Source organism: Streptomyces sp. NPDC001231, assembly GCF_042896885.1.
GTDB lineage: Bacteria > Actinomycetota > Actinomycetes > Streptomycetales > Streptomycetaceae > Streptomyces.
The window spans coordinates 1-12,857 of sequence record NZ_JBIAXS010000029.1 but is presented as its reverse complement, the minus strand read 5'-3'; the positions used below and the strand labels follow the sequence as shown (position 1 = coordinate 12,857).

General features: G+C 63.6%; 13 protein-coding genes. 8 read left to right on the top strand and 5 right to left on the bottom strand.

The features are described 5' to 3' along the window. The first annotated feature begins 34 nt into the window (after positions 1-34). A complete protein-coding gene (locus ACFY3J_RS29740; protein ID WP_384174828.1) occupies positions 35-574 on the top strand; it encodes a Pycsar system effector family protein in 540 nt (179 codons plus the stop codon). Between the two features lie 354 nt (positions 575-928). Here the strand turns inward: ACFY3J_RS29740 and ACFY3J_RS29735 are convergent, their stop codons facing one another. After that, on the bottom strand, positions 929-1,684 hold the full coding sequence (locus tag ACFY3J_RS29735) for a GntR family transcriptional regulator (RefSeq protein ID WP_390842111.1): 756 nt from the start codon (positions 1,682-1,684) through the stop codon (positions 929-931). A gap of 538 nt (positions 1,685-2,222) precedes the next feature. On the opposite strand from ACFY3J_RS29735, the gene ACFY3J_RS29730 reads away from it, so the two are divergent. From ACFY3J_RS29730 to ACFY3J_RS29705, 6 genes are all read left to right on the top strand, one after another. Further along, complete coding sequence (locus ACFY3J_RS29730) at positions 2,223-2,384, top strand: hypothetical protein (RefSeq protein ID WP_390842110.1); 162 nt, start codon at positions 2,223-2,225, stop codon at positions 2,382-2,384. Between the two features lie 202 nt (positions 2,385-2,586). Continuing rightward, positions 2,587-2,811: a hypothetical protein gene (locus ACFY3J_RS29725; RefSeq protein ID WP_390842109.1), complete on the top strand. Its 225-nt coding sequence runs from the start codon at positions 2,587-2,589 to the stop codon at positions 2,809-2,811. Beyond that, positions 2,808-3,551 carry a GntR family transcriptional regulator gene (locus tag ACFY3J_RS29720; protein WP_390842145.1) on the top strand — a complete coding sequence of 248 codons (744 nt, stop codon included), beginning with the start codon at positions 2,808-2,810 and terminating at the stop codon, positions 3,549-3,551. The genes ACFY3J_RS29725 and ACFY3J_RS29720 overlap by 4 nt, the downstream gene beginning before the upstream one ends. Beyond that, on the top strand, positions 3,548-3,829 hold the full coding sequence (locus ACFY3J_RS29715) for a hypothetical protein (protein WP_390842108.1): 282 nt from the start codon (positions 3,548-3,550) through the stop codon (positions 3,827-3,829). The genes ACFY3J_RS29720 and ACFY3J_RS29715 overlap by 4 nt, the downstream gene beginning before the upstream one ends. Before the next feature lie 227 nt (positions 3,830-4,056). Further along, a complete protein-coding gene (locus ACFY3J_RS29710; RefSeq protein WP_390842107.1) occupies positions 4,057-4,596 on the top strand; it encodes a winged helix-turn-helix domain-containing protein in 540 nt (179 codons plus the stop codon). Continuing rightward, entirely contained in the window at positions 4,593-5,135 is a 543-nt protein-coding gene (locus ACFY3J_RS29705) for a transposase (RefSeq protein WP_390842105.1), read from the top strand. Before ACFY3J_RS29710 ends, ACFY3J_RS29705 begins: the two co-directional genes overlap by 4 nt. Positions 5,136-5,145: 10 nt before the next feature. On the opposite strand, the gene ACFY3J_RS29700 is transcribed toward ACFY3J_RS29705, so the two are convergent. Both ACFY3J_RS29700 and ACFY3J_RS29695 read right to left on the bottom strand, forming a co-directional pair. Continuing rightward, positions 5,146-5,688 (bottom strand): hypothetical protein, encoded by a 543-nt coding sequence (locus ACFY3J_RS29700; RefSeq protein ID WP_390842104.1) that lies wholly within the window; start codon positions 5,686-5,688, stop codon positions 5,146-5,148. A gap of 109 nt (positions 5,689-5,797) precedes the next feature. After that, on the bottom strand, positions 5,798-6,112 hold the full coding sequence (locus tag ACFY3J_RS29695) for a hypothetical protein (RefSeq protein ID WP_390842103.1): 315 nt from the start codon (positions 6,110-6,112) through the stop codon (positions 5,798-5,800). A gap of 287 nt (positions 6,113-6,399) precedes the next feature. Between ACFY3J_RS29695 and ACFY3J_RS29690 the strand changes: the two genes are divergently transcribed. Further along, entirely contained in the window at positions 6,400-7,320 is a 921-nt protein-coding gene (locus tag ACFY3J_RS29690; RefSeq protein WP_390842102.1) for a hypothetical protein, read from the top strand. Here ACFY3J_RS29690 and ACFY3J_RS29685 read toward each other — a convergent pair. After that, the gene (locus ACFY3J_RS29685) at positions 7,301-8,953 is read right to left on the bottom strand and encodes a class I SAM-dependent DNA methyltransferase (protein WP_390842101.1); all 1,653 of its coding nucleotides are present in this window, start codon (positions 8,951-8,953) and stop codon (positions 7,301-7,303) included. The genes ACFY3J_RS29690 and ACFY3J_RS29685 overlap by 20 nt on opposite strands. A gap of 1,529 nt (positions 8,954-10,482) precedes the next feature. Beyond that, the gene (locus ACFY3J_RS29680; RefSeq protein WP_390842100.1) at positions 10,483-11,022 is read right to left on the bottom strand and encodes a YrhB domain-containing protein; all 540 of its coding nucleotides are present in this window, start codon (positions 11,020-11,022) and stop codon (positions 10,483-10,485) included. Between the last annotated feature and the right edge of the window lie 1,835 nt (positions 11,023-12,857).

Below are 12,857 nucleotides of genomic sequence, written 5' to 3'. Positions count from 1 at the left end.
CGGCGGCCTGACACCGACGGAACGGAGGGGAAGCATGACCACACCCGGAGGCGACGCCGACATGGACCCGGATGTCGACCCCGCAGCCGACCGCGGCGCGGAACTCGCCAGGGTCCTGCTGTCCGAGGCCCGCGAGGAGCTCATGAAGGCCGACAACAAGGCCGGCCTCATGCTGGCGTCCCTGGGCGCGGCCCTGACCGCCCTGCTCGGCGCGATCGGCGGCGGCGTCATCGCCCCACGACAGTACGCCGTCGTCCCGCAGCTCCTCCTCTGGGTGGGCTGCGCCGCCTGCGTACCGGCACTCGTCCTGCTGAGCCTGGCGGTGACCCCACGGCTCGGAAACCCCCGCTACTCCCGCACCCACTACTTCGGCGACGCGAGGCTCGCGATGTCGGTCGCGCACCTGGAGCGGACGATCCGCCGCACCGACCTCGTGTCCCGGAACCTGAGCCAACTGGCGGTCCTGTCACAGATCGCCTGGACCAAGTACCGCTGCATACGCCACGCCCTGGCCTGGGGCACGGCTTTCTTCGTGCTCACGCTGCTGGGCATAGTGACGGGAGTGTCGACTTAGCGGCACACCGGCTGAGGAACGGCGGGCCGCCCGGTCACAACGCGCTCAGCGAAACCCACCCGCTGACGCCGGCCGAGGTACTGCCCGACCAGATCCGAAACGCCCCCCCACAACCACCCAGGGGCCCGACCCGCACTGCGGATCAGGCCCCTGACCTGGTACTTCACCGTCGGGGTGGCGGGATTTGAACCCACGACCTCTTCGTCCCGAAGCAACTTGAGTACGGGCTGGGTCCGGGCCCGGTGCGCCTCTCACCTTGGCTGATGGTCCGCAGGTGTCCGCGCTTGTTCGCCGTTGTCCGTCGGCGTTGTCACGCAGTTAGACACTCGCTTGAAGCGGCAGGCATGCCGTCGGCTATCGGTTGATCGGGATCTCGTAGACGATCTCGCAGTGAGTAGCGGGCACCACGATGTCCGCCGTCTCCACGGGACGACCGTCGTCGCTGTAGTACGTCCGCCGGATGTGCGTTACGAGAGCACCCTTCTGAACACCCAGGAGCGATGCCTCCTCGGCGGTCGCCTGCCGGGGCTCCGGCTGTTCCGTCGCCCGGCTGACCGTGATGCCGATCTCGGCCATGCGTCGCACCACGCCCATCCCTGCGTACGGTCCGCCCTCTGGCAGGACCGCCAGCGTGCCGGACGTGATGCTGTACGGCTCCCAACTCGTTGACACAAGAACGGGCTTGCCGTCGGCCAAGTACTCGTACTGCGTACGCACGCAGTAGTCCGCCTCGGGGATGTCGAGGCGCGCTGCGATGTCCACCGGAGCCGGCACCATCGCTTCGCTGCGGCTCTCCCAAGTTCCCCTCTTGCCGAGCGCGGCCATCTCCGCACGGAACAGTGCGCCGTCGGTGTGCTCATGCTGCCGCGAGCGGACCATGCGCAGTCGCTCCCGCGGCTCCGCGACGTAGGTTCCCGAGCCTGCACGCCCTTCCAGGACGCCCTGGGCGATGAGTGTCTCTTGGGCGCGACGAATGACGGCTTCGCCCACTTTGCACTCCTGTGCCAGTTGTGCGCGGGACGGCAGGCGGTCTCCCGGCGCCCATTCCTGATCGGCGATGCGCTGTCGTAGCACGTCAACGATGTGGAGGTATGGCGGCTGCTCACGCATATGGAAAATCTAGACCACTACCTCTAATCTAGATAGCTAGCTTGCTCTTGGCTATCTAGCTTGCGAGGGGGGAAGGTGCAGCCGAGGGATCGTCTCGCGTTATCCCCTGATGGTCGTGTCGACCGTATGACCGCACGTCTCGCAGCCCTGGGTATCGCGCCCATCGTGACGCGCGGCAAGGGGTGGGGCCGTGTGGAGGCGCACGTACCTTGCCCCCTCTCTCCCGAGCGATGGCAAGAGCTCCTCGCAGCACTGGCGACGGCCGACTCGTTTGGGCTCGTCGACAGCAGCGCGGACGGCCGCAGCGTCTGGGCCGGAGTCAACGACAAAACCCCCGCGGCGGTACGCGCCGCCCGGGGGCACGGCCGTCAGCCCTGAGGAGCTGATCAGCATGTTCAACCGTATCCGTCGTGCCGTCTCACTCGCCAGAGCAAGGTACTTCCCCAAGGGTAGGCATCGCCGGCCCTTGACGCCGTCCCGGACGGTTGTGGTGACGCCTCCTACGCTTGCGGCAGGACCGCCGGTCGTTGCGGAATGGATGCCGGACACCACTAACCGCCTTCACCTGCTCCTGGGCGAGGAGAATGCGCTCGTCCGCCCGTACGTGCTGGCCTGGGAGCAGCGCGTACGGCAGCGCTCGGTGATCGTGGCTCCTCGTCTGTCGGCTGAGGCCTGGTCGGTACTCGCGGGGGTCCGCTGATGCCTCCTCCTCGCCAGCAGCCACGCATCATGAGCGCTGAGGCCGTCCCCTACCTGTCGACCTCATGCCGGATCGGTACGCACCACGTCTGCGCGGAGTCGTCTCCGGCCGCGGCGCCGATTGACGTCCCGGTGATCTATGAAGTCTGCGACTGCCCGTGCCACTCGGCGTTCAACCGGTCCGCGCCGGCGGGGGTGAAGCGGTGAGGGTACGGGCGGTCGGTGGCGCGCTGGCCTCCACCGTCGAGATCACCTCGACCAGCGTGCAGCGCGGCGACCTCATCCAGGTGGGCGGCCAGCAGTGCCGTGTGGTCGACCTCTTCCAACTGGCGCACGGTGCCAAGCGGCTTGTGTTCGACTCGGGCGAGCTGCTGACCATGCACGCACGGACCCGGTTGATCGCCATGCGAATGCTGAGAAGGTGGTGATTGGGTCCGTGTCTTCCCGCTGTGACGCTATCGCCGGTGACCTCCGGAACCAGATCCTGACCGGTCGGCTCAAGGCCGGCGAACGCCTTCGTTCTGAGCCCGACCTCGCCTCGCACTACGCGGTCAGCAAACCGACGCTGCGGAGCGCCCTCGCAGTCCTCCAAGGGGAAGGGCTGATCGAGAAGATCCACGGCAAGGGCAACTTCGTCCGTCGCCCCCTCCGCAGAATCACGTACCGCGGCGGAGGTGCGATGCCCGACGTGCACACCCCTGCTGACGCAGCTCTGCGCGTCACGATCCGCACCGCCAAGATCCGGGCGCGTGGGCATCTGGCCGCCCTCATGAACGTACCGGCCAGAAGCCCACTGACCGAGTTCGTCTGTCTCAGCCATGACGGGGAGTCGCCGCACAGCCTGGCTCGTATCTACGTGCCCCGGGACCTGGCACCGGCCTCCGTGCCTGAGGAGTCGACCTCGTACGTGGGGGTGGTGGCGAACCTGGCGGAGCTGCACCCGCCACTGGCCAACGTCCGGGAGAAGGTCAGCGTTCGCCTGCCGACACAGGAGGAAGCCTCGGTCCTTCGAATCGGCTCTGCCTGGGCCGTACTTGCGATCACCCGCGTAATGACCGACGCCGCTGGACGCGTGGTCGAGGCCGCGCTCCTGGTGTTCCCAGGTGATCACGCCGACGCGGTCTTCACCACGCATCACCAGATCGACCGGAGGGGGACAGAAGAGTGACAGTGCAAAACGAGTTGCGGCTACTGCCGTGGTCGGGACCCGACGGCAAGCCCTGCTACCTCAGCACCGACGACGGCGACGGCTTCATGTCCCGCCTGGCGGACAACATCGAATCGGTCCAACTCGGCATGGCTGCCGGACTGCTGGAGCAGGCACAAAAGGTACTCGACGACTCGGACGCGGAGCCGGAGGAACTGCGAGTCCTGGCGACCGGGTTGGCTGGAGCCTTGGGGGACGCGCTCCGAGTAGCGACCAGCCGCGGTGGCCGCCTGAGATGACCGCCGCTCCTGTTCGTGCGGCTTGACTTGCCGGTCTACTGATCAACCTTCTGCTGACCAGCGGGCCTGAAGAAGCCCACGGCTCTGACCAGCTCAGATGCCGTGGGCTTCTGGTCTTACCGGTCCCCTACCGGTCGTCCAACGACGGCAGCATGGTGCTTACTGACTTTGGAAGCGTGATGTCGTTGGGGGCTGACGGGGTGTGATCGTCGCGGTATGCCGTTTGTATGAGGTATCCGCAGGGTGGTGGGCTGACGCCTGGACGGCAGGCGTTTCGTGAGCGGATCCGGATGGAGGCCGCCGAACGGTTCGGCGCCGGGGCCTCCAACGCGGAGGTCGCCAAGGACTTACGGGTGAGCGTGCGTTCGGTTCAGCGGTGGCGCCGGGCCTGGCAGAACACCGGCACGGACGGTCTTCGGTCGGTGGGACCAGTGTCGCTGCCCAAGCTGAGCGAGAAGCTGTTCGCGGTACTGGAGCAGGAGTTGGCCAAGGGCCCGGTCGCGCACGGCTGGCCGGACCAGACCTGGACACTGGCCAGGATCAAGACCTTGATCGGGCGGCGGTTCCACAAGTCGTTCACACTCTCGGGCATCTCGCAGATGCTGCGCCGCCGCGGCTGGAGCCACCAGGTCCCGGCCCGGCGAGCGGTCGAGCGGGACGACGTAGCCGTGGCCGGGTGGGTGAAGGAGACCTTCCCGCACGTGGAAGCACCGCGGCGGCGCTCGATGCCTACCTCGTTTTTGAGGACGAGGCCGGCTTCTCGATGACGCCGCCCACCACCCGCACCTGGTCCCGTCGTGGCGTCACCCCGGTCATCACGGTGAGGGGACGCTCCCAGCGCCGGATCTCGATCGCGGCCCTGGCCTGCTACAAACCCGGCGAACGCTCGCGGCTCATCTACCGGCCCATGGTCCACCCGGACCACAAGGCGGGCGGGCGACGCAGCTTTGCGTGGACCGATTACCGCAACCTGCTCATCGCGGCCCACCAGCAACTCGGCAAGCCGATCATCCTGGTCTGGGACAATCTCAACGTCCACCGCGACCGCCGCTTACGCGCGTTCATCGATGCCCAGGACTGGGTCACCGTCCACTACTTGCCGCCGTACGCGCCGCAGCTCAACCCGGTCGAGGGCATCTGGTCCCTGCTCCGCAGGCGCTGCCAGGCCAACACCGCCTTCACCGACCCCGCCCACCTGATGCGCGCCCTCCGGCAAGGACTGCGCCAGGTCCAGTACCAGCCCGACCTCATCGACGGATGCCTTGCCGGCACCGGACTCACCCTGACGAGACCACGCCTACAGTGAGGAGAAGCCCTTACATGACGCCGGACGGGACAACAGCGCCGTCTGCTCGGCGTAGTTCTCCGGCTGCCAGAACAGCATAGGCAGCGCCGAGGAAGAGCACGCCTGGGATGGCGAGCATGGTGCGCTGATCGCTCTCCAGGACATCTTGGTAGCGGCTCTGGGAGATCTCGACCGTGCCGCGCGCATGGGGCGTCGTGTCGAAGGCGACATAACGGCCGTCCCTTACCTCGGCTGACTGAAGGTTCCCCTCTGTTGCCGTACTGAAGACCAACAGCACCACACCCCACAGGGCCAACGCTCCGAGTGCCATCTGCACCTTGCCGGGCAGGCACCGGAAGGCCATCCATATCGCATGCTTGTCCGCGCTCCTCATGATCAGTCGGACCAGAGCAGATGCAAAGGTCAAGAAGAGCGATACGAAAATCGCGGCCGCCAACCATCTCGCGCCTGTGAACGGCAAGGCCCCGGGCAGCCAAGTGAGCGTGGCCAGCAACAAGAGCGTGGCGCCCAGCCCGGCTGCAACACCACCGTGAAGCTTGAAAGTCCACCCCATGCTTCACAGCGTGTCACAGAGTCCGGTCAAGGCCGTTGCCGTGCACCCTGTGCGCACCTCAGCAAACGGCATACCGCAGGGATCACGAATCGTCAGTTTCCCTACGACATCACGCCAACAAGGTCGGTAGAAGCCCTGCGGCACCGTTCGCTTGCTCACCGTCCCCGTGGGCTGCTTCTACCATCGCGATAAGCGCGGCACCCTCGCCAGTCCCGAGGCGGTACAACAGAACCACCCGATCTTGGCGCTTCGGTATCTCGAACGGTACGTGACCGAACCCAGCTGCCCGTAGGCCAGCAGAGATCTCCGCTACCACGTTCTTCTTCGCTCGGGCTGCCCCCACAGCGTTGCGAAGCGTCTTGACGCTGATAGCTGCATAGCCTCTGCCGTCGTCTACGGCCTTCTCAACCTCGCTTAGATCCAACGTTCCCTCCCCCTCTAGCAGGCTGTGACCCTACCCGGCGCATCATGGCCCCATTCACCTGCGGGTGATCGACTGTGGGCCGACGGCGAGCGGTCGGGTAACGGCTCCGGAGGCCCCTTGATGTACACGCATGTGTGCAGCTCACAAGGGTGCGGCACCCAGTCTTCGGGAGGCCAGGCCACACCTAGTCCACGGTTTGGCTGTCGCTGGGACTGAAGATCCTCTAGCGTGCCCGAAGGGCCCAAGCCCCTCCCCCTCAATCGGAGCGACCAAGCGTAGGAATCTGAGTGCCTGAGAAGCTGGACAACATCTTTGACCTAGTACATCCTATTTTGTCGGGAGCGTCTTCGGCGTCCCCATGGCACATCACGGACACGGTGCCGTCCTACAAGGCTGATACTGCGCTTCTTGAAAAGTTGCTTGGCATCCCCGTCGGAGAGGATGCGGATCCTCAAAGTGGCCGCCTCGCGAAGGCGCTCGACGCCTGGGTAGCTCACGAGCTCCGGAGAGCCGGATTCGACGCGGACGAGGTATGGCCACGGCGGGACGTCCCTAGGGTCTTGCCGCGTGAGGTGGGAATCTTTATCAGTAACCTCCCGCAAAAAGTGCGCACGCAGGTGCAGAAATACTTGGTGAAAGACAAAGCCGCGGCGCCTTCGAACGCTAGCGTTTTGGGGAAGGCGTATGTTAAGCAGGTAGATGTTGTGGTTGCTCAATGGGCGCGTGGCCCAGAGATCCTCATCTCGACGAAGACCATGGCATCCTCTTTCGCTAAGAATCTCCCTAATCGCTTTGAGGAAGCTTACGGAGATGCAAAAAATCTTCGGGGGCGACATCCGCTAGCGGCGATAGGATTTGTTTTTCTCCTTCACTCCTCTGTTCATGCCAACGAGCCGGCATCCTATGAGCGTGCGCTAGATATGCTGCGGAAGTTGCGAGCTGAATATGATGTCTATGACTCCACGGCTGTCTTGGTGGCCGATTGGACTCCGGGAGACGGGTCGAGTGTGCATGTTCGTCACGACTTGGTGCCGGAAGACCTGAGCATCAATCAATTCTTTAGGGTGTCCATTGATGCGGTGTTGGCGCGGACGCCGATTGACATGCATGTTGAGGTGAGGGAGCGAAGGGAAGTCCGCGAGTTGCCTATGCAGGACGAGGACGTAGCAGCGCATCATTCGGAGGAAACTAGTTCGGAAGGCTCGTAAAAATACCATAGGCGCGCAGTGCAGCATTTGTTGCCGCGTCAACGTCTCGATTGCGGAAGGCTGCGATCAGGTCCTGTCGATTCCTCGCACTCAGCGACTCTGGCAGTGGCACCCGAATCCTACGCAGGTACTGAGCTTGGAACCTCAGCGTTCCACCTCGCATGCGTACGGCGTAAGATTCCACAAAAAGTTGAGCGACACGGGAAAGCAACAGGCCGCCCAGCACCTCCAAATCCCAACTCTCCGAAGTCACGTAATAGAGATTGTGGTGGGGGTAGTGGCCTCCCTGTTCCAGTGTGGGATGGATCGTGAGTCGCATGTCAGGGAGAAGAAGTTTGGGCCTGCTCACTAGGCTCGCATCAACCTTATCGATCGTGCGATACCACTGATCTGTGCGCTTCTTTGCGACGTGTCGGCGACTCAACGGGCCACGATTCTTCTGTAGATAACTATTGAGTCGAGGGTAGCTATCCAGCGAGACCAAATTGCCATCAGCGGTCCACGGGTTGACGAGGTACGAGCCGGTCCAGTCAAATACGCCAGACCGCGCATCTTTAACCATGGAGAGTGGGAGTAGGCGGTCCGATTCCACGAGATTCGCATCGGTGGTCAAGAACACAGAATCTGCACCGGTTGCGACGCCGATGCCGACTTTGGTATCAGTGTCCTCAAGCACGGGGAATGTGTCGTTGAGGTGTTCCAGGAGCGCCAGTCGGGCAGGGCTTCCTGTCGGCCAGGATTCGTCGCCTGAGAACCAATGGGGAAGGCAGGCAGCTGTAAATCCTACATCGCTCACTTCTGTTGGCTCCCTTTTCTGAAGCCATGAGAGCAGCCTGCCTGCTTGTTTCGGACCGAGGTCTCTTGAGGTGTCTGCCACCATCGTGTCACTTTGAGGGCCGTTGCGAATAACCGTGACTGCAGGATAAGCCGCTACTCGGTCCTCAAAGGCGTCAACGTCATGCATGATGACGACTGAGTCGACGCTGAACCTGCCTGCGATTAGCTTCCTGAGTTCGCGGCCATATTGATTTCTCATCCAGCGGTCGGCGCAGATGAAGCCGAGGACTCCACCTTCGTTGAGGGACTCAAGACCGCGCTCGAAAAATCCGACATAGATATCTGAGCGGCCCGTCATGGTTAGATTTCGAGCGCGATAACTCTGCATTCTGTCTGCGGGTACATCTTCCAGACGGATATACGGTGGATTGCCGACCACAATGTCGGTTGGTGTGGTATCTGAAAGAAGATAATCGCCTTGAGTGACCCACTTTTCTGTCAGGATCTCAACGCTGCCCTGCTCCCAGCCGTCTGCTGTGAGGATGGAGCTGATCTTTTCGCGGCTTGATGACACATTCCGGGCCAGGATGTCGAAGGCTCGGATACCATCGATGGGGAGTTCTTTCCCGAACTTCCTGCATGACTCACTAAGACGCTCAGTGATGCCCACCAGAAAGGCTCCGCTGCCACAGGCCGGGTCCGTGATTACAACCTCGGAAAGGTCTCTGTCTGGTGTGTAGTCGACAAGGTCAAGAATCAAATCAACGACCCATCGCTGGGTGTACACCTCGCCGTGCTTAATCGACCCGGCTGGGATTGCGCTGGGGTTTGGAAGTTGCCTCATCTTGCTCGTCACGTGAGGGAGCCTAGCTTGTAGGGAGTGTTGTGTCGGGTGCGCTGGCTGGCGGCTCGGGTAGCTCTCGGTCCTGTTCGCGGCGAGCAATGGAGGACCCGCCCCAGCGGTCTGGCTCAGTAGGACTCTTGTCGACACTTCCTTCCGGTCTGCGCTGACGGGCTGCAGTGAGACGCAGAGTGTGGTCGGCGGAAGCCGTCGAGCCACTGACACACGGCAGATGACCAGATCGCACGCGTATCACCCCACTGAACGCCGCAACCGCTCTCGCAGAGTTCGCCCAGTGCGTGCGGCTGGGGCTCGTGTCTTGCCTCTGTGGCTGGTCGACGCCGCTGGCCCTCACCGTCCGCTGGACCAGGTTCTGCAGCGTAGTAGCGGCCTGGATCTCAGCGTTACATGCGATGCCGGCGGTCTGACACGGCACGGGCTCCTCCTCTTCCTCGCTTCGGCAGCGCAAGCTAGCACCTAGCACTGACATTCGATCAGTCGGTCAGGTTGTCGTGCCGAAAGCAGGCTTATTGCGCTTCTTGCGCCTGCTAAGTCATGCGCCCCGTGCTTATGTGGTGAGCATCACACGCTCGCGGTCAAGCTCTTGTTCTGTCACGCTCAAGCGTTGTGTGGCCGTCTAAGGGCCGTTCTGGTGCCCGAAGGTCAAAAATGATCCCGGAAGCTCGAGAACTTCCCGAGTGATTCCTCGAGAACGTATAGCCCGTGGTGTGCGATGGGAGTGTGACGGCCAAGACGGCGCGTGAAGTGCCGAGTTGACGCGCTACGCTCTACGCGCTGGTTCCCCTTCCTCATGAACCTCCGGTTGGCGAGAGGCTGACCGGAGCGCCCGCTGAGGGTGCACTGGGAAGAAGGGAAAGAGTGAATGCAAGACCGACGGTATAGAAGGCCAGGAAGGCGCTGGCCTGGGCCGGATCGCTGGCAAATCACATTGTCGGCGCTAAGTCTACTCGTAGCCGTCGTTGCTCTCGTGGAGCAAGTGAGGCGGTGAGCCCGGCCGCCCTATAAACGGCCGGGCTCGCTCGCTGCTCCGCGGGCACCGGTCCGGCTTGGTGGCACCCAGGCCGGACCGTGTCCCGGAGCTGTCCTGGTGGGACCGACGTCGAGCTGCAAGTTGAGCTACAACTTGTGTCACAACCCAAGCTACACGGATCCAGCGCAGCGGCGTCGCTAGGAACCCGTCGATGACTGGACGCTTTTCTACTCAACCAAGGCTCTTGGGTTAGGCAACCCTCGAAGGCCGGTGGAGCGGCTTTGGGCTGGAGTTTCAATGACCGAGTCAAGGCGATGGGCGCCGCCCCACGGTGAAGACGGCGCCCGTAAGAGGTGAAGGCTTTGAGGTCTGGCCTCATCCTTAGCAGGTCGATCACGGGGGTCTGTCAACGTCGACCAACGGCCGCTGCGCCTCGGGCGATCGTCCACTGAGGTCCGGCGCCGACCGCTGCTGTTCGCGCTTGTTGGTGTCAACCGCTTGTGTCAGCCGCCGCACGTGGTCTTGACAAGAATGCCCCGCCTTTGCCGGACCGCTACCAAGCCGGGCTCGCCAGCGTGGTGATGGGCAATGGAGGACACTTCTCCGGCTTCCGGGTGAGGCTGACCAGTTCCTCCGGAGGTTCGTTCCCGTCCCGGACGGCCATCACATAGGCCTTCGCCTGCTGTGGTCCCAACCGGGGGGCCTGCTTCCGTAGGTGGCGTATCGCGGCCATCGTCCCGTCGGAGTGCACGAGTGCCTGGACAGCAGTGATCAGCGGATCGGGCGGTTGGACCCCCCTGACCTGCTGGAGATAGAGCTTCTCCCAGCCCTCGCGCCTGTATGTGGTGACAGGGATGTGGTGGATGCTCCCATCCTGGCGGTCCACCAGGTAGGGCCCGCTGCCCACCAACATCTTTTTGATATCGCGGCTGCGGATGTACTCAACCGACTGCCAGGTGACCAGCCACCCGAGCGCGTGCTCCTTCACGTCGAGAACAGCGAGCTCGGGCAGCCGTGCCATCCATGGCGACTCCTGCCGCTCTCTCGACAGCAGGGCCTCGACCAGTTCCACGGCGCGTTCCTTGGTGACCACGCCCTTCATCTTGTACTACGGCGCAACCGGTTTTCGATCCCCGACCGGACCAGTCGCGGTCGGTGGAGCGGCTTTGGGCTGGAGTTTCAATGACCCAGTCAAGCGCCGCGCTCGGATCCTGGAGCACCAGTTTGGAAGATCGCGTAACCGGATGTGGGCTGATTGGCAAGACGCTGACCTGCGTGTTCCTGAGGCGCTCGCCGACGTTCCCCGTTGTTTCCCGCTGGTCGCTGCCGGATCGGGCACGCAGGGGGCACAGACGGCCTTCTCGGCTGTTGCGGGGGCGTCAGCGCCTCAGCCCAGCCCGGCTAACCTAGTCGGCGCCCACACTGTCCGTGGAGTGACGTGAAGGGCAGAGCCCCACCACCGGGGAGCCGTAGACTCCGGGTCGGCTGATCCTCGGGCAGGGGGAACTATGCGTCAGCGGCTCATTGAGCGCACGTGGAACTGGAGCGTGCGGCAGAAGGCTGCAACCTATCTGGTCTCGCAAGCCCTGTTGCTGTGCGTGCTGCTGGTCGTGGTGGTCGGCGGGGGCATCGGTGTGCCGCTCCCTGTCCTGGTTGTCCTGTGGTGCGGTCCTGCGTTGGGCGGGCTCATAGGAGTTCTGCGGGGCGCGAGGGCTTCATCCTCTGTGCCTTCTACGCCCGGCGACATCGACGCTGGACGTTGACCACGCGGTCGGCGGAATCTCAATGACTGAGTCAACTCGACAGTCGGAGCAAGCGGCAAGCCCCTGAAGTGCAGCTATGTCCAAGTCCCCGCCGAAAGTCGCCATTCAGCGCAAGGATGTGGCCATGCCTACTGAACAGCTTGTCCGCTTCCAAATTTCGGATCTTGTCGCCAACTGCCTTGCAGACCGCCTCCCCCATGCCGATCCCCTGAGGGCCAGGCTTCGGGAAGCACCTCGCCGCCCGCATGGGGCTGGTGGCCAAGCGGCGCTCTTTTCGGAGGTCACGTTCGAGGCAGCGAACCAACTCCGCGCTCACCTCCTCGACATGGCGAACGACATCCGCGCAGGACGTTATCGGTGTAGCGGCGTCACGGCTCAGGGTGCCCTACGCTGCGCCGACCAAATCCGTAATAAAATGTTCGTCAGCAATGCGTTTCGGGGGATATCAGGCAAAGAGGGCATCGAAGACTTCTACAACCTCCGTCACTTGAGTACAGAGGTGAGGGGCAGATCGAAGTCATGACCGGTGCAATAACTCTCGGCGACCGACGTCAGAGATTGAGTATCGCCTCTGCCGACAGGATGCGGGTCTGCACCTAGCTCAACCCACCACCTACCCCAGCTCCCATCCCGTCCGCCGTCGACCCACACACCGTGGAGCGGGCGTGGTTCAGGGCGTCAAGGTGGAGCGCGCCACTGTACGAACGACCTTGACGCCCTGGGCCGCGTCTGCTCGGCTCTGCCTGGGTCGATGGCGGACGGGATGGGAGCTCCCCGCGCACGCCCTCTACGGGCCCGCGGTCGGGAACGGCGCCCCCTCCATCCCGGTGCCGGCCGATCCCCCGCCGGAGGCATCGTCTTGACCGTGGGCCGCTCTATGCGGTGATCGACTCATGGCCTCCGGTCCTATCCACCTGTGGGCGCGCGGAGGCGCAGCCGGGGCGGAGCGGGCCGAAGGCAGGAGCGGCGCCCCGAGCGGAGCCGGGAGCGTGCCCGGCGGAGCGGAGCGCAGCCGGGGCTTGATGAAGTAGGGAAACTCTTACCGCATCCGCCACTTGGCGCTGTGTCTTGTCTCGGTTGATGCTTGACGTTGTGGCTTCACCTGATGCTTGACACCGCTTGCCTCGGCTTGGCTGTGCGCATCTGATCCGCGTGCAGGGAGGGC

Coding starts and splice junctions, on each gene's coding strand:
- ACFY3J_RS29740 (WP_384174828.1), top strand. CDS start 35: ATGACCACACCCGGAGGCGACGCCGACATGGACCCGGATGTCGACCCC.
- ACFY3J_RS29735 (WP_390842111.1), bottom strand. CDS start 1,684: ATGCGTGAGCAGCCGCCATACCTCCACATCGTTGACGTGCTACGACAG.
- ACFY3J_RS29730 (WP_390842110.1), top strand. CDS start 2,223: ATGCCGGACACCACTAACCGCCTTCACCTGCTCCTGGGCGAGGAGAAT.
- ACFY3J_RS29710 (WP_390842107.1), top strand. CDS start 4,057: ATGAGGTATCCGCAGGGTGGTGGGCTGACGCCTGGACGGCAGGCGTTT.
- ACFY3J_RS29705 (WP_390842105.1), top strand. CDS start 4,593: ATGACGCCGCCCACCACCCGCACCTGGTCCCGTCGTGGCGTCACCCCG.
- ACFY3J_RS29700 (WP_390842104.1), bottom strand. CDS start 5,688: ATGGGGTGGACTTTCAAGCTTCACGGTGGTGTTGCAGCCGGGCTGGGC.